The organism is Phytohabitans houttuyneae (assembly GCF_011764425.1).
In the GTDB taxonomy this organism is placed as follows: Bacteria; Actinomycetota; Actinomycetes; order Mycobacteriales; family Micromonosporaceae; genus Phytohabitans; species Phytohabitans houttuyneae.
The window spans coordinates 185,750-201,463 of sequence record NZ_BLPF01000003.1 but is presented as its reverse complement, the minus strand read 5'-3'; the positions used below and the strand labels follow the sequence as shown (position 1 = coordinate 201,463).

Below are 15,714 nucleotides of genomic sequence, written 5' to 3'. Positions count from 1 at the left end.
CGCCAGCCTCCCCGGCGGGCCAGGCCGCGGGGCTACCGCGGGTAGAGCAGGTACGGCCGGCGGCGCGCGGTGAACGCGGCCAGCTCGGCACGCCACGCGCCCACCGCTTCGTCCACTGTGGCGCCCGCGTCCAGCATCGTGCGCAGGCGGGGTGAGCCGGTGAGCTTGTCGATCCAGTACGGCCGCTGCGGGTCCCACGCGTCCGCCCGCCACACGAACGACGGGTACCTGCGGGCCTCCACCAGCATGGCCACGCCGGTGCGGACCGCGTCGTACGAGCGGGGATCGGTGACCTTCACCTCGACGCCGGCGCAGAGCACGCCGGTGAACTTGTTGAACGTCGGCGTGAAGTACGCCTCGCGGAACTCCACACCGGACAGTCCGAGCGCGTTGAGGCGGTCGCTCCAGTGGTGGTCCATCTCGGGGCCGCCGACCAGCTCGAAGGGGCGGGTGGTGCCGCGGCCCTCCGAGATGGAGGCGACGCCCTCGAACATGCCGGTGCCCGGGTAGACCAGCGCGGTGTCCGGCGTCGGCATGTTGGGGCTGGGCAGCACCCACGGCACGCCGGTGTCGGCGGCCACCTCGCGGCCGTGCCAGCCGCGGCAGGCGATCACCTCCAGCTCGACCCGCGCGCCGGCCTCGGTGGGCAGGAACTCGCCGTTGTAGAAACGGGCCAGCTCACCCACCGTCATGCCGTGCTGCTGGACGATCTCCTTCTTGCCGACGCCCGAGGTGTAGCCGGCGGTCATCATCGGCCCGTACGCCGTGCCGCCGATGGGGTTGGGCCGGTCCAGCACCACGAAGCGCCGCCCGCTGCGCGCGGCGGCCACCATCGCGTCGTAGAGCGTCCAGATGTACGTGTAGAAGCGGGCGCCGACGTCCTGGATGTCGAAGACGACGGTGTCGACGGCGGCGGTCGCGTAGAGCTGCTCCCACTTGGCCTGGCTGGCGCCGTAAGCGTCGTAGACCGTCAGCCCGGTGCGGGCGTCGACGCCGGTCCCCTCGCTGCCGCCGGCCTGCGCGGAGCCGCGGAAGCCGTGCTCCGGGCCGAACACGCCGCCGATCTCCACCCGCCCGCTGGCGTGCATGAGGTCGACGAGATGCCGGTATCGCCGGTCGACGCCGGTGGGGTTGGAGATCACCCCGACCCGCTGGCCCTCCAGTGCCGCCCAGCGGCTCTCCACGAGGCGGTCGAACCCGGTGCGCACACCGGAGCGGGCCGCCGCCGGCTCGGCGGTGGCGAGCACGCCGGCCGCACCCAGGCCACCGGCGAGAAGATGGCGACGTCGCATCCTCGCAACGTAGTCCCACGTCTCGATGGATGGCAAGAACCTCCTGGGTACTTGATGTGTACGAAAATTAGTTCCATGCTGGGCGCATGTGGAGAGCGCTGGCGCTGGTCCCGTTGTTGGTCGGAACCCCACCGACCGTGACCCCCGAGGACGTCCACTTCGCGCACGACGCGCTGCGCCGTGGCACGCCGGCCCAGGTCGGGCTCGACGCCGAGCCGATCGCGCGGATGGTCACCGACGCCGCGGCGTACCTGGTGCCCACGCCGGACCACCCCACCTGGCCCACGTACGCCGGCGCGGTCGTGCTCGCCGCCAAGGACGGCGTGATCGTCCAGCACGCGGCGGTCGGCGACGCCGTGCGGTACACCGCGGTGGGTCCGCCGCCCACCCGCACCGGCGAGGAGCTGCCGCCGGCCGAGCGGATCCCGATGCGCCCGGACACGATCTTCGACCTCGCGTCGATCTCGAAGCTCTTCACCACCGTCGTCGTGCTGCGCCAGGTGGAGGCCGGCCGGGTCGACCTCGACGCGCCGGTCGCCCGCTACCTGCCGGAGTTCGCGGCCGGCGGCAAGGAGTCCGTGACCGTGCGCATGCTGCTGACCCACACGTCAGGGCTGCCGGCGTTCCTTCCACTGTGGAGCAGCTACCCGACGCCCGGGGAGCGGCTCGCCGCCGCGCTCGCCACCCCGCTCGCCGCCGGCGCCACGCCCGGCAGCCGGTACGTGTACTCCGACCTCGGCCTCATCGCGCTCGGCGCGCTCGTGCACCGGGTCACCGGGCAGCCGCTTGACGTGCTGGTGCGCACGCAGGTCACCGGACCGCTCGGCATGCGCGACACCGGCTACAACCCGCCCGCGTCGGCGCGGCCGCGGATCGCGGCGACCGAGTACCAGCCGTACGCGGGTCGCGGCATGGTGTGGGGCGAGGTGCACGACGAGAACGCGTGGGGGCTCGGCGGCGTCGCGGGCCACGCCGGCGTCTTCTCCACCGCCGCCGACCTCGCGGTCTTCTGCCAGATGCTGCTCAACGGCGGCCAGTACAAGGGCCGGCGCGTGCTGCGCTCCGCGACCGTGCGGGACATGCTTGTCAACTACAACGCGGGGCTCGAGCAGGCGTACCCCGAGAGCGACCGCGGCCTCGGCCTGGAGCTCAACAAGCACTGGTACATGGGGCCGCTGGCGTCTCCGGTCGGCTTCGGGCACACCGGGTTCACCGGTACGTCCATTGCGGTCGATCCGCTCTCGCACTCGTTCGTCATCCTGCTGAGCAACCGCGTGCACCCGGACCGCGGCTGGGGCGGCAACAACCCGGCCCGCCGCGCGGTGGTCCGCGACTTCGGCGAGGCCATGCCGGTGCGGCCGCCGTCGCGGTCCGCGTGGCGCGCGCTGCCCGGCGACGCGGCCACCGCGACGATGACGGCGCCGCTGCGCGAGGCGGCCACGTCGGGGGTGCTCACCTTCGACCTCTGGTACGACACGGAGCCTCGCTTCGATGTCGTACGGCTCGAGTCGAGTGTGGACGGTGCGGTGTGGACACCGCTCGCGGTGACGCTCCGCCGCGGCGCGCACCGGTGGTCGGCCGACGGCCTCGTCACCGGTTACGGCGGCCGCGCCTGGTGGCACGCGAGCGCCGCCCTGCCCGACGGCACGACCGCGGTCCGCTGGGCGTACGCGACGGACGTGAGCGCGCAGGGCCGCGGCGTCTACGTGGACCGCGTCCTGGCGGCCGGCCGCGGCGGCCTGCTCTTCGCCGGCGAGGGCCCGGACGCCGACCGCCTGGTGCCCGACCGCTGGGTGCAGAGCCGCCGCTGACCCTCGGCCGCGCCGCCGGATCGATCAAGCGCTCGTGTGACGGCCGTCTAATCCCTGTTGCATACCCTTACCCCGTACCCCTATCTTGACAGTGACAGGACGGGTACGGGAGGAGCAGGGATGCACACCGCGACATACGCCGTCGAAGGCATGGTCTGCGGCCACTGCGTGGCCGCTGTCCGGGCGGAGCTGGGGCGGGTGCCGGGCGTGACCGGGGTCGTGGCCGACCTCGCCGCCGGCACCGTGACGATCACCGGAGAGCGGCCCGTGGACCCCGCGGTCGCGCGGGCCGCCGTGGAGGAGGCCGGGCTCCGGCTCGGCGACCCGTGCGCACCGCCGTGACCTGCGGCGAAAGCGTGGTGAAACAGGGATGAAGTCGCGGCCTGGTTACGTCGCCGGCAGGCCGCTCCGTGACGAAGGCGGAGGAGCCGGGGGGACTGCATGCGTGCCGCGGGGTTGCGGGGACCCGCCGACGGGAGCGTGGCGCTTCACGTCGGTGTGCTGGGCCCGCTGGACGTACGGGTGGGCGGGCGGCCGGTGCACGTGGCGACCGGCCGCCTGCGGGCGCTGCTCGCCGTCCTGGCGATGTCGGCCGGCCGGGCCGTGCCACCGGACCGGCTGGCCGGCGCGGTCTGGGGCGACGAGCAGCCGGACCACGCGCGGCGCAGCGTGCAGCTCTACGTCACCCGGCTGCGGCGGGCGCTCGGCGCCGGCGCCATCCGGACGCGCACCGACGGGTACCTGCTGGTCGCCGATCAGGTGGACGCGGTGCGCTTCCTGCGGCTGCTGGACACGGCGGCCGCGGCGGCGGACAGCGGCACGGAGCGGGCCCGCCTCGTGGCGGCGCTGGAGCTGTGGCGGGGCACGCCCTTCGACGGCATCCGCGCCGCGTGGCTGGACCGGGTCGAGGGGCCGCGGCTGCTCGACCGGTACCTCGCCGCCGTGGAACGCCGCATCGACCTGGACCTGGCCGCCGGCGCGGAGGGTGAGGTGGTCGGGCAGCTGCGGGAGCTGACCGCGCGGCACCCGGTGCGCGAGCGGTTCTGGGAGCAGCTGATGACCGCCCTCTACCGGGCCGGGCGGCGGGCCGAGGCGCTGGAGGCGTACCGGCGGCTGTACCGCCTCCTCGCCGACGAGCTCGGCGTCACGCCCGGCGCCGCCGTGCGGGAGCTGCACCGCCGCATCCTGGCCGGGGACCCGGCGCTGCGCGGGCCGGCCGGCCGCGGCGGTGCACCGGTGCCGCGGCAGCTGCCGGCCGCGGTCCGGGGCTTCTCCGGCCGCGCGGGCAGCCTGGACCGGCTCGACGCGGTGGCCGGGCGGGCGGGCGACGCCGCCGCGGTCGCGGTGATCTCCGGTGGCGGCGGGGTCGGCAAGACCAGCCTCGCGGTGCACTGGGCGCACCGGGCCGCCGGCCGCTTCCCCGACGGGCAGCTCTATGTGGACCTGCGCGGCTTCGGGCCGTCCGGGCAGGCGGTGCGCCCCGCCGACGCGGTCCGCGGCTTCCTGGAGGCGCTCGGCACCGCCCCGGCCAACGTGCCCACCGACCTGCCCGCACAGGTCGGGTTGTACCGCAGCCTGACGTCCGGCAAGCGGGTGATCGTTCTGCTGGACAACGCGGCGGACGCGGAGCAGGTGCGCCCGCTGCTGCCCGGCGCGGCCGGCTCTGTCGCGGTCGTCACCAGCCGCCACCAGCTGCCCGGCCTCGTCGCCGAGGGCGCGTACCCGGTGACGCTGGACGTGCTCCCGGCGGGCGAGTCCCGCGCGCTGCTCGCCGGCCGCCTGGGCGCCGACCAGGTCGACGCCGAGCCGGACGCGGTCGCGCGGATCGTCGCGATCTGCGCCGGCCTGCCGCTCGCGCTGGCGATCGTGGCGGCCCGGGCGACCACCCCGCCGCTGCACAGCCTCGACGCGCTCGCCGCCGAGCTGGGCGAGTTCCGCACCTGCCTGGACGCCCTCGCCAGCGCCGACGCCGCCACCGACCTGCGGGCCGTCTTCTCCTGGTCGTACTGCCGCCTCGGCCCGGCGGCCAAACGCCTGTTCCGGCTGCTCGGCATCCACCCCGGCCGGGACGTCGGCGCGCTCGCGGCGGCCAGCCTCGCCGGGACGACCGCGGCGGCCACCCGCCCCGTGCTGGCCGAGCTGTGCCGCGCCCACCTGCTGACCGAGCACGCGCCGGGCCGGTACGCCTGCCACGACCTGCTCCGCGTGTACGCGGCCGAGCTCCTCGACAGCCACGACGCCGAGGCCGACCGGCGGGCCGCGCGGCGCCGCCTGCTTGACCACCTCCTCGCTACCGCCGCCGCGGCGGCGCTGCTCATCGAGCCGCTGCGCGACCCGATCGCCGTGGTGCGGCCGGCGCCCGGCGTGACGCCCGAGCCGTTCGGCAAGCGGGAGGACGCGCTGGCCTGGCTGGACGCCGAGCGCCCCGCCCTGCTCAGCGCGGTCGAGCTGGCCCGCGACGACGGGCTCGACGCGCACGCCTGGCAGCTGGCCTAGTCACTGGCCGACTTCCTGCACTGGCAGGGCCGGTGGCACGACCGGGTGGCCACGCTGCGCACCGCGCTCGCCGCGGCCCAGCGGCTGCGCGACCGCGCCGAGCAGGCCCGCGCCCACCGCTGCCTCGGGCTCACGTACACCCGGCTGGAGCGGTACGAGGACGCGCACGCGCACCTGCGCCAGGCGCTCAAGCTGTACCTCAGGCTGGACGACCGGGCCGGCCAGGTGCGCACCCACCAGAGCCTGTCCACCGTGCTGGAGCGGCAGGGCCAGCCGCACGCCGCCCTGCGCCACGCCGAGCGGGCCATCGAGCTGTACGCGCACAGCGGCTCCAAGGCGGACCTGGGGCGGCTGCTCAACTCGGCCGGCTGGTGCCACGCCCAGGTCGGCGACATGCGCGAGGCTCTCGCGCACTGCCAGCGGGCGGCCGCGCTGGCTCGGGAGGCCGGCGACCGGGTCGCCGAGGCGGCCACCTGGGACAGCCTCGGGTACATCCGGCACCGCCTGGGCCAGCACGCACCCGCCCTCGCCGCGTACCGGCACGCGCTCGACCTGCGCCGCACGATCGGGCACCGGTGCGGCGAGGCGAACACGCTCGCCCGCATCGGCGACACCCAGGACGCGATCGGCGACCGTACCGCCGCCCGCGCCTCCTGGCGGGACGCGCTCGCGATCCTCGACGGCATGGACGAGCCGGGCGCCGACGCCGTGCGGGCCAGGCTCGGCGCCGGATGACAGATACTGGCCTCCATGCCCCTGCCACATGACCACGCGCTCGCCCATGTCGCGTCGCTGGCGACCGGCGGGCCGGTCGACCCGTCGTACCGGGTGACGCTGCACTTCCACCCCGACCGGTTGGTTGGTGGCCCCGGCGGCACGCACATCCTCGCGATGATGGCCCGCGACGGGCGGTACCGCTCGCAGTTCGAGACCGGCACCAGCAACGGCGGTCTCACCGCGCACGAGGGCGGCGACCGGTGGCTGTGGGAGAGCCGCATCTTCGCCGCGGCGTACGACAGCGGGCCGGCCGCCGACCGTCCCAAGTACGGCTCGCTCAACTTCCGCCACCGCGCGGTCGGCGGCTCGCCCCGCTTCGGCTCGGCGCACCTGCGCGCGTCGGTGGAGACGCTGTCCCGCACCACGTTCTGCTACCCGGACAGCCACCTGGAGCCGGCGCACTTCGGCGTCGCGACCGGGGTGTCGACGCTTGTCGCGCTGGCCGAGGCGGACGACCAGGACGCGCTCGACGACTACGTCGAGGCGCACGTGCACGGCCCGGTCGACCTCGCCCGCGACGTGGAGGCGCTGGTGCTGGACCCCTGCTACCGGGGCACCGAGGTGGAGGTGCTCGCCGGCAAGCTGGGCTGCCCGGTGCAGTGGCACGGCGGCTTCCGCCTGACGGTCGACGAGCTGCGCCGCCACCCGGGGTACCGGGGCCCGGAGTTCGTGCGGCTCGGCGAGCGGATCGCCCGCGACGGCCTGCTCGACCCGGCGATCATCGGCGACGCGTCCCGCACCGGGCGGTACGACGAGCAGTCGCTCAAGCGCGTGTGGCACTACCTCGCCCGCTTCGGCAGCCCGGAGATGCGCGGCGGATCCTGATCCGACCGGCCGCCCGCTCCGTACCCAAGGGGTAGGAGCGACGCTGGGAGCGGCCATGCACCTGCGACCTGGACGCCTGCTGCCGTGGCTGCCCACCTACGCCGCGGTGGCGCTCTTGCTCGGGCTGCTGGTCTTCGCACTGGTCAGCCTGCGGCCACCGGAGCCGCGGCGGGACGTGGCACCGGTCCCGCCGCCGCCGGCCGCCACGCCGCCGTTTCTGGCCGGGCCGGCCCCGCCGTCGACGGCACCCGCACCGCCGCGCCGGACCGCGCCGCCGCCGGAGGTCACCGGCCGCTACCGGGTGATCGACACGTACCGCGACTCGTTCATCGGCGAGGTGCGGGTGGCCAACGCCGCGAGCCGGTCGCGGACCTGGACCGTCCGGCTGCGCTTCTCCTCGACGGACACGCTGCGCGCCTTCTGGGTCGAGGGCGCACCCAAGCCGGAGCTGGCCCGGTCCGGCGACACGTTCACCTTCACCGGCGCGGCGCCGGTGGCGGCGGGCAAGGCGGCACCGCTGCGCTTCCACTTCGACCGCGACGGGCCGGTGCCCACCCTGACCGCCTGCTCGGTCAACGGCCGCGGCTGCACGCTCACCACGGGGTCCTGACCGCGAACGTCATCGCCGCGCCGTCGCCGGAGGTCGCGATGAAGAGCCGGGACCGCTGGTGGTACAGGTGGCGGTCCGGGTAGTTGTACGACCGCAGCGAGATGTCCCGCCCGCCCGCGCCGGGTCGCGGGCAGAACGTGGCGTCCGCCGCGAAGATCGCGCTCGGGTCGCGCCGGTGCAGGTGGATGGCGAAGTCCTGGTGCCGCAGGTAGAAGCCCGGGTAGTTGACCGCCTCCAGGGACACGCAGCGCCGGTCGGCGAGGCCGGCCCGCACGGTGAACGTCGCGTCCGCCTTGTCCACCGCCGGACTGCTCGCGCCGACCGGGTCGATCCGGCCGAGGAAGTCCCGGTGCCGCACCCGGTAACCGGGATGGGTGACCGGCTCCAGCCCGATCCGGGCGCCCGGGGCCAGCGCCGGACCGGCGGGGCTCGGCGTCGCGCTCGGGACCCTCGGTGACGGGCTCGCCGGGGTCTTCCGCTGCGCGGGCGTGGTGGCCGAGGGCTCGGGCTGCGGGCTCGCCGCGGACGTGCGCGGCGGGTCCGGCGTGACGGCCGACGACCAGTCCAGCGGCGCGGGCGGCGCACCGCCGCGCGCGGCCGGCGGCTGGTCACCGCCGCGCGTGACGGCGCTGCCGAGCGCCACGAGCCCGACCATGGCCACCGCCACCAGCGCGGTGCGCGACTGCCACGACAGGACCCGGCCGTGCCGCCGCACCGCCGTCCTCATCGGAGTGATCTCCCCGAACATCCGGCCTACTCTGTCACCACCGCGCCGCCGGTACCAGCCCCTGATCTGCGGGAAGCTCAAGGAAACTTGAGATCACGCTGGTATCGTCGATCAACGTGTCCAAGGAGCCCGACGACGCGCTCACGATCGGCGATGTGGTGCGCCGCACCGGTGTCGCCGCGTCCGCGCTGCACTACTACGAGCAGATGGGCCTCATCGCCGCCCACCGCACCTCGGGAAACCAGCGGCGGTACCCGCGGCACATGCTCCGGCGGATCTCGCTGATCCTCGTCGCCAAACGGCTCGGGATCGGCCTGGCCGGCGTGCGCGAGGTCTTCGCCACGCTGCCGATGGACACGGTCCCCACCGTCCGCGACTGGCAGCGGGTCTCCCGGCGCTGGCACACGCAGCTGGAGGAGCGCAAGCGCGAGATCGAGCAGCTGGAGCGGGAGCTGACCGGCTGCATCGGCTGCGGCTGCCTGTCGCTGACCGTGTGCCAGCTGCTCAACCCCGAGGACGAGCTGGGCGCGCAAGGGCCCGGTCCGCGCCGGCTGGGCCCGTCCGCCCACCGCCCGGTACGCCAGCGGCGCGAGCTGGACGTGCTCCAGTGACGCGCCTGCTATCCCGGCTGCGCTCGTGGACCACGTCGGTGCCGCTTGCCGCGGCGGTGCTGCTGGCCGCCGTGTGGGGGCGCCACCCGGGCGTGTTCCTCGCCGTGGTCATCGCGATCGCCCTCGCCGGCGCGGTGCTCGCCGCCGTGCACCACGCCGAGGTCGTCGCGCACCGGGTCGGTGAGCCGTTCGGCTCGCTGGTGCTCGCGGTCGCGGTGACCGTCATCGAGGTCGGCCTGATCGTCACGCTCATGATCTCCGGTGGGCCCGAGACGGCGTCGCTCGCCCGCGACACCGTCTTCGCCGCCGTGATGATCACGGTGAACGGCATCCTCGGCCTCTGCCTGCTCGTCGGCGCCATCAAGTCAGGGCTGGCCGTCTTCAACGCCGAAGGCACCGGCGCGGCGCTTGCCACCGTGGCGACGCTCGCGACGATGTGCCTGGTGCTGCCGACGTTCACCACGAGCGAGGCGGGGCCGGAGTTCTCCACCGCACAGCTCACGTTCGCCGCGATCGTCTCCCTGCTGCTGTACGGCCTGTTCGTCTTCACGCAGACCGTGCGCCACCGCGACTTCTTCCTGCCGGTGGAGGACGAGGCCACCCGGCCGGACGCGCACGCCGCTCCCCCGTCCGCCCGCAAGGCCGCGGCCAGTGCGGCGCTGCTGCTCGTGGCGCTGGTCGGCGTGGTCGGCCTGGCCAAGGTGGAGTCCAAGTCCATCGAGGACGGCCTGGCCGCGATCGGGCTGCCGCACGCGTTCGTCGGCGTGGTCATCGCGCTGCTGGTGCTGCTGCCGGAGACCATCGCCGCGGTACGGGCCGCGCAGCGCAACCAGATCCAGATCAGCCTCAACCTGGCGCTGGGGTCCGCGATGGCCAGCATCGGGCTCACCATCCCGACGATCGCGGTGGCGACGATCTGGCTGGACGGGCCACTGGTGCTCGGCCTCGGCGCCACCCAGATGGTGCTGCTCGCGCTGACCGTCGTCGTCGGCGTGCTCACGGTGGTGCCCGGACGGGCGACCCGGCTGCAGGGCGGCGTACACCTGGTGCTGATGGCGGCGTTCATCTTCCTGGCCATCAACCCCTGAGCCGGCCGCGGGCCCGCAGGTCAGGCGCGCGCCGACCACACCTCCTGCTCGAAGTCCTTGTCCTGCTGCAGGCTGACGTCCGGGCACACGACCCGGTACGGGTGGTCGTCGGCGGGGATGACGCGGACCATCGTGTCGATCATCTCCGCCGGGTCGTACTGGTTGTCCAGGTACGCGCCGAAGTCCGGCCGGTCCAGCAGCGCGGTCTCCGGGCGCCACCACTGGTACATCGCCTCGACGCCGCTGTCGTTGAAGCCGGTGTGGTAGGGGCCCGGGTTGATCGTGGCGACCCGTACGCCGCGCGGGCCCAGCTCGCCGCGCATCGCCCAGGCGAGGGCCTCGATGGCGTGCTTGGTCGCGGCGTAGACGCCCACCCACGGGCGGGTGCGGATGCCGACCGCCGAGGAGACCCACACGATCTTGCCGCTGCCGCGCTCCAGCATGCGCGGGGCGACGGCGCGGACCAGCTCGAGGTGGCCGAAGACGTTCACCTCGAAGGAGCGGCGCACGCGGGCCATCGGGATCTCCACGACCGAGCCGGCCTCCTGCACGCCGGCGTTGAGCACGAGGATGTCGACGTCGCGCTCGGCGGCGTGTGCCCGGTCGAGCCCGTCGGTCACGTCGAGCTTGGTGACCTCCAGTGCCGCGTGCTGGCGCCACGCCTCGGCGCGCAGGTCGCGTACCTGCGACCACACCTCGGCGCCGGCGACGACGTCGTGGCCGGCGCGGGCCAGTCCGAGCGCGGCGCCGCGCCCGAGCCCGCTGCCGGCACCGGTGATCAGGATCCGTGCCATGCGTGGCTATCTCCCCGCTCGGGTCACCTCGACGACGAGGTGCTTGGTCACCGGCTGGCCGCTGTCGGCGCTGCGGTCGGCGAGCCCGCACAGCACGTTCAGCTCGGGCATGTACCCGGCCGCGCAGCCGCGCGCGATCTCGTACCGGACGGCGCGGTAGCCGTACACCCGGCGGGTCGTGCCGTCCCTGGCGAAGCTCGTCACGTCGACCAGGTCGAACTCGCCGATGCCCCGCTCGCGCATGTCGTCGTCGTTCATGAACACGACGGTGCGCAGGCCCTTGAGCCCGCGGTACCGGTCGTCGTTGCTGTAGATCGTGGTGTTGAACTGGTCGTGTGACCGCACGGTCGCCAGCAGCAGCCGGCCCGCGCCGGGGTCGACGTCGTCCGGCAGCGGCGCGTGCGAAAACTCGGCGCGCCCGGACGCGGTCTGGAAGACGCGTTCGCGGGCGAGCTGCCGGATGCGGAAGCCGTGCGGGTGGCGGGCCCGGCGGTTGAAGTCCTCGAAGCCGTCGAGCACGCGCGACATGGTGTCGCGGATGCGGTCGTAGTCGTCCACATAGGACTGCCACGGGGTACGGCTGTCCGGCAGCGTCGCGCGCGCCATGCCGGACAGGATCGCGCACTCCGAACGCAGGTGCCGCGACGGCGGGGCCTTCATCCCGTACGAGATGTGCACCATCGACATCGCGTCCTCGACCGTGACGCCCTGCGGGCCGCTGGCCTGGACGTCGGTGTCGCTGCGGGCGAGGCAGGGCAGGATCAGCGCGCGCTTGCCGTGCACGAGGTGGCTGCGGTTGAGCTTGGTGCTCACCTGCACCGTCAGGTCGCAGCCGCGCAGCGCCTCCGCGGTGGCGACGAGGTCGGGCGCGGCGAGCGCGAAGTTGCCACCCAGCGAGACGAACACCCGTACGTCGCCGCGGCGCATCGCCTCCACCGTCTCGACGACACCGAGGCCGTGCGCGCGCGGCGGGTCGATGCCGCACACCTCGGCGAGGCGGTCGAGAAACGCCTTGTCCGGGCGGTGGTTGACGCCGCAGGTGCGGTTGCCCTGCACGTTGCTGTGGCCGCGGACCGGGCAGGGTCCGGCGCCCTCGCGGCCGATGTTGCCGCGCAGGAGGAGCACGTTGACGATCTCGCGCACGGTGTCCATGCCGTGCTCGTGCTGGGTGAGCCCGAGGCACCAGGCGATGATGAGCCGCTCGGACCGGCGGTACGACTCGGCGAGCGCGCGGATCCCCGCCTCGTCGACGCCGCTGTCGCGCACCAGGTCCGCCCACGGCGTGGCTTCCACCAGCTCCCGGTACTCCTCGAACCCGTGCGTGTAGCGGTCGATGAAGTCCTGGTCGAGCGCCTCGGGCGTTTCGAAGAGCGCCTTCGCCACGCCGCGCAGCAGGGCGAGGTCGCCGCCGATGCGCACCTGCACGTTCATGGTGCCGATGCGGGTGGTGCGGAACGTGGCCATGTCCGCGTACTCGTGCGGCACGATCGTCCGCCGCGACGCCGCCTCGATGAGCGGGTTGATGTGCACCAGCTGCGCGCCGCGGCGGTCGGCCTCGGCGAGCCAGGTCAGCATGCGGGGCGCGTTGGAGGCGGCGTTGTCGCCCATGAGCCAGATCGCGTCGGCCTGCTCCCAGTCGTTGAGGTCAACAGTGCCCTTGCCGCTGCCGATGGCGGGCGTGAGCGCGCGGCCGCTGGCCTCGTGGCACATGTTGGAGCAGTCCGGCAGGTTGTTGGTGCCGAACTCGCGGACCCACAGCTGGTACAGGAACGTGGCCTCGTTGCTCAACCGCCCGGACGTGTAGAACGCCGCCCGGTTGGGATCGTCGAGCCCGCGGAGCGCCTCTCCCACCAGCGCGAACGCGTCGTCCCAGGAGATCGGCCGGTACATGTCGGTGTCCGGGTCGTAGCTCATCGGCTCGGCCAGCCGCCCCACCGCCTCCAGGTGGTGGTCGGTCCACGCGCGCAGCTCGCTGACGGTGTGGCTGGAGAAGAACTCGGCGTCCGCGTGCGGCGGCGTGAGCTCCCACGACACGTGCTTGATGCCGTTTTCGCAGATGTCCAGGCGCAGCCCGCTCGGGTCGTCCGGCCACGCGCAGCCCGGGCAGTCGAACCCGCCGTCCTCGTGGTTCATCACCAGCAGCGCGCGAAACCCCTCGACCGGCTCGCCGGCCCTGGCCAGCACGCGCTCGACGCTGCGCGCCGCACCCCAACCGGCGGCCGCGTGGTGGTACTCGTGCCGCGAATGCCGGCCGCCCGGCAGCGGGCCCCGCCCGAGCGCCGGCACGCCCGGTGTCGACCCGAGCATGCGTTCCTCGTCGTTCGCCTCCGGTGCGCCCATCGTCCCCCACGGCGTTGGGTTCGGCCGGGCTCGAACGTATTACGGATCCTCCCGGCCCCGGGCGGCTTCCGGCATCGCGCCGCGCGGGCTCACCCGCCGCGGAGGATCGCGGTGCGCCGCACGCCGTCCAGCTTTCGCGCGGAGAGCGCGCCGCGCTCGCGCCCGGGCCGTCAGGCGAGGTGGGCGGCGATGGCCCGCGCGCACGCCAGCGACTCGGTGTGCGTCGTGTCGACCTCCAGGTCGTACGCCACGCCCTGGTGCACCAGCTCCGCCTGCGCGGCCGCCATCCCGGGGACCCGGTCGCCCCGGGCGACCTCACGCCCGGCGGCCACCTCGCGGTCGCAGCGCACGCCGACCCACAGCACGCCGAGCCCGCCCAGCGGGCCGCGCCACCGCTGCTGCGATCCCCCGCCGCCCAGGAACACGTCGTCGACGATGACCCGCGCGCCGGCCCGCACCATCGCGGCGACGCCCTCCATCCACGCGGCCTGCAGCGCCCCGAACGCCGGACCGACGCTCACCCCACCGTCCGGGGCGAACGTGATTCCCGCGTCCGACGCCCGCATGGCCGCCGGCATCGCGTCGACGAGCGTGTCGACCCCGATCGCGAGCCAGGGATCCGGCAGCACCGCCTGCAGGCACCGGACGATCCCGGACTTGCCCGAGCTCGACCCGCCGTTCAACACGATCACTTGCGTCACCACGGCTCCACAGTAGAGGCCACTCAGTCGCGCATGCCGAAGAGGAAGCGGGTCACGCGGGTGCGGCGTACGGCCAGGTCGTAGACGGCGAAGATGACCGCGAAGGAGATGACCACGATCGCCGTGTACTTGACCGGGATCGGGGCGTGCCAGCGGACCACGAAGTACGCGACCGCGACAAGGATCGGCTGATGCAGGATGTAGACGGGCAGCGCGGCCGCGGCCAGGTAGGCGACCAGGCGGCGCGGCGGGCGCCCGGGTCGCGGCGGGCGTGGACGGCGGCGGTCGAGCAGGCCGAGGATCGCGACCAGCCAGCACCAGCCGGCCAGGCCGAAGAGCACGCGGGCGAGGATCGCGAGCGGGTTCATGTCGGTGAAAGGTTCGCCGCCGGCCAGGCCGAGCGCCGCGCCGGAGCCCAGAAGGAGCAGGACGCCGACCACCGCCGCCGGTACCGCGTCACGGCGCATCGCGGTCCGGAAGCGGTCGTCAGCGGCGAGCGCGAACCCGTACAGGAAGAACAGCAGGTAGCCCCAGCGGCTCCAGCCGGCGTACGCCTCCTCCATGCCGTGCAGTGCGGCGTATCACCGCCAGCGGTACCGCCGCCAGCAGCACCACCCGCGCCGCGCCACCGCGGCCGCCAGTGCCTCCCGCACGCGGCCGGAAAAGGACGCCGATAGTTGCATAGCCGAACCATCTGGTTGTACGGTCGAACCATGTCGGAGGAGGCGCAGGACGCGCTCATGCGCTTCGTGCGCAACTTCGGCCTTCACCAGCCCGACCGCACCCCGTGCGGGCAGCCGCTGCCGGTCTCCGAGGCGTACGCGATGGCCGAGCTCGCCCGAGACGGGCGCCTGCGGCAGGTGGAGCTGGCCCGCCGGCTGCGGCTGGAGAAAAGCAGCGTGAGCCGCCTCGTCACCAACCTCGTGGGCCGCGGCTGGGTGCGCCGCCACGCCGCCGGCGACGACGGGCGCGGCGTGCTGCTGGAGCTGACGGACGCGGGCGTCACGGCCGCCGCACGGCAGGCCGAGGCCCGCCGCGACCGGCTCGCGGCGTTGCTGGCCCGCGTCCCCCACGACCAGCGCGCGGCGGTCGTCGCGGCGCTCGAGATATTGGCGGAGGCAGCCGATGCACCTTCGGAGGAGGCTGGCGGCGCTCGCCGCGGCGACGGCTCTGGCCGCGGGCTGCGGTGACGCCGCGCCGGCGCGCCCGGACCGGCAGGCGGAGGTGGCCAGCCGCGGCGCGTCGGTGATGCCGTTCGACCTGGAGCGCACCACCCACCACTTCGCCAAGACGGCCGACGGCGGCGTGCAGACCGTGGTGGCGGACGACCCGACCGACAGCGGCCAGGTCGGGCTCATCCGCGAGCACCTGCGGACGGAGGCGGAGCGGTTCCGGCGCGGCGACTTCGCCGATCCCACCCGCATCCACGGCACCGCCATGCCCGGCCTCGATCCGCTCAAGGGCAGCGCCGGGCGGATCGACATCACGTTCGCGCAGACCGCCGACGGCGCCCAGATCACCTATCGCACCGCGGACGCCGCGCTGGTCACCGCGCTGCACGCCTGGTTCGACGCGCAGGTCAGCGACCACGGCGCACACGCCACCGGCGGCTGAGCGCGCCCGGGGTGGCGCCGACCTGGTT

Annotated in this window: 16 protein-coding genes; 10 read left to right on the top strand and 6 right to left on the bottom strand. The window is 74.4% G+C overall.

Annotated elements, in window-relative coordinates; translation table 11 throughout:
• Positions 1 to 32: 32 nt before the first annotated feature.
• Positions 33 to 1,292: an exo-beta-N-acetylmuramidase NamZ family protein gene (locus tag Phou_RS35910; protein ID WP_173065520.1), complete on the bottom strand. Its 1,260-nt coding sequence runs from the start codon at positions 1,290 to 1,292 to the stop codon at positions 33 to 35.
• Between the two features lie 86 nt (positions 1,293 to 1,378).
• Here Phou_RS35910 and Phou_RS35905 point away from each other — a divergent pair, with 86 nt between their 5' ends.
• The 6 genes from Phou_RS35905 to Phou_RS35880 all read left to right on the top strand — a co-directional run bounded on the left by Phou_RS35905 (position 1,379) and on the right by Phou_RS35880 (position 7,811).
• Positions 1,379 to 3,103, top strand: a complete 1,725-nt coding sequence (locus Phou_RS35905) for a serine hydrolase domain-containing protein (RefSeq protein WP_173065517.1) — start codon at positions 1,379 to 1,381, stop codon at positions 3,101 to 3,103.
• A gap of 120 nt (positions 3,104 to 3,223) precedes the next feature.
• On the top strand, positions 3,224 to 3,445 hold the full coding sequence (locus Phou_RS35900) for a heavy-metal-associated domain-containing protein (RefSeq protein ID WP_173065514.1): 222 nt from the start codon (positions 3,224 to 3,226) through the stop codon (positions 3,443 to 3,445).
• Positions 3,446 to 3,583: 138 nt separating this feature from the next.
• Positions 3,584 to 5,599: an AfsR/SARP family transcriptional regulator gene (locus Phou_RS35895; RefSeq protein ID WP_173065511.1), complete on the top strand. Its 2,016-nt coding sequence runs from the start codon at positions 3,584 to 3,586 to the stop codon at positions 5,597 to 5,599.
• Between the two features lie 3 nt (positions 5,600 to 5,602).
• Positions 5,603 to 6,334: a tetratricopeptide repeat protein gene (locus Phou_RS35890; protein ID WP_308784937.1), complete on the top strand. Its 732-nt coding sequence runs from the start codon at positions 5,603 to 5,605 to the stop codon at positions 6,332 to 6,334.
• Positions 6,335 to 6,349: 15 nt separating this feature from the next.
• Complete coding sequence (locus Phou_RS35885) at positions 6,350 to 7,201, top strand: DUF3626 domain-containing protein (RefSeq protein WP_173065505.1); 852 nt, start codon at positions 6,350 to 6,352, stop codon at positions 7,199 to 7,201.
• Between the two features lie 55 nt (positions 7,202 to 7,256).
• Positions 7,257 to 7,811 (top strand): cellulose binding domain-containing protein, encoded by a 555-nt coding sequence (locus tag Phou_RS35880; protein ID WP_173065502.1) that lies wholly within the window; start codon positions 7,257 to 7,259, stop codon positions 7,809 to 7,811.
• On the opposite strand, the gene Phou_RS35875 is transcribed toward Phou_RS35880, so the two are convergent.
• On the bottom strand, positions 7,795 to 8,538 hold the full coding sequence (locus tag Phou_RS35875; RefSeq protein ID WP_218579421.1) for an AbfB domain-containing protein: 744 nt from the start codon (positions 8,536 to 8,538) through the stop codon (positions 7,795 to 7,797). The two genes, Phou_RS35880 and Phou_RS35875, sit on opposite strands and share 17 nt — an antisense overlap.
• Before the next feature lie 116 nt (positions 8,539 to 8,654).
• Here Phou_RS35875 and soxR point away from each other — a divergent pair, with 116 nt between their 5' ends.
• Together soxR and Phou_RS35865 are read left to right on the top strand one after the other, a co-directional pair.
• Positions 8,655 to 9,149, top strand: a complete 495-nt coding sequence (gene soxR / locus Phou_RS35870) for a redox-sensitive transcriptional activator SoxR (protein ID WP_173065499.1) — start codon at positions 8,655 to 8,657, stop codon at positions 9,147 to 9,149.
• Positions 9,146 to 10,237, top strand: coding sequence for a calcium:cation antiporter (locus Phou_RS35865; RefSeq protein WP_218579420.1), 1,092 nt, complete (start codon positions 9,146 to 9,148; stop codon positions 10,235 to 10,237). The genes soxR and Phou_RS35865 overlap by 4 nt, the downstream gene beginning before the upstream one ends.
• A 20-nt stretch (positions 10,238 to 10,257) precedes the next feature.
• On the opposite strand, the gene Phou_RS35860 is transcribed toward Phou_RS35865, so the two are convergent.
• From Phou_RS35860 to Phou_RS35845, 4 genes are all read right to left on the bottom strand, one after another.
• Positions 10,258 to 11,031, bottom strand: a complete 774-nt coding sequence (locus tag Phou_RS35860) for an SDR family oxidoreductase (RefSeq protein WP_173065496.1) — start codon at positions 11,029 to 11,031, stop codon at positions 10,258 to 10,260.
• A gap of 6 nt (positions 11,032 to 11,037) precedes the next feature.
• Positions 11,038 to 13,371, bottom strand: a complete 2,334-nt coding sequence (locus Phou_RS35855) for an FdhF/YdeP family oxidoreductase (protein ID WP_218579419.1) — start codon at positions 13,369 to 13,371, stop codon at positions 11,038 to 11,040.
• Between the two features lie 170 nt (positions 13,372 to 13,541).
• Complete coding sequence (cpt, locus tag Phou_RS35850) at positions 13,542 to 14,075, bottom strand: chloramphenicol phosphotransferase CPT (RefSeq protein WP_173065493.1); 534 nt, start codon at positions 14,073 to 14,075, stop codon at positions 13,542 to 13,544.
• A gap of 20 nt (positions 14,076 to 14,095) precedes the next feature.
• Entirely contained in the window at positions 14,096 to 14,635 is a 540-nt protein-coding gene (locus Phou_RS35845) for an acyltransferase family protein (RefSeq protein WP_173065490.1), read from the bottom strand.
• A gap of 150 nt (positions 14,636 to 14,785) precedes the next feature.
• Here Phou_RS35845 and Phou_RS35840 point away from each other — a divergent pair, with 150 nt between their 5' ends.
• A complete protein-coding gene (locus Phou_RS35840) occupies positions 14,786 to 15,262 on the top strand; it encodes a MarR family winged helix-turn-helix transcriptional regulator (RefSeq protein ID WP_173065487.1) in 477 nt (158 codons plus the stop codon).
• Positions 15,198 to 15,686 carry an aspartate carbamoyltransferase gene (locus tag Phou_RS35835; protein ID WP_173065484.1) on the top strand — a complete coding sequence of 163 codons (489 nt, stop codon included), beginning with the start codon at positions 15,198 to 15,200 and terminating at the stop codon, positions 15,684 to 15,686. The genes Phou_RS35840 and Phou_RS35835 overlap by 65 nt, the downstream gene beginning before the upstream one ends.
• Positions 15,687 to 15,714: the final 28 nt, after the last annotated feature.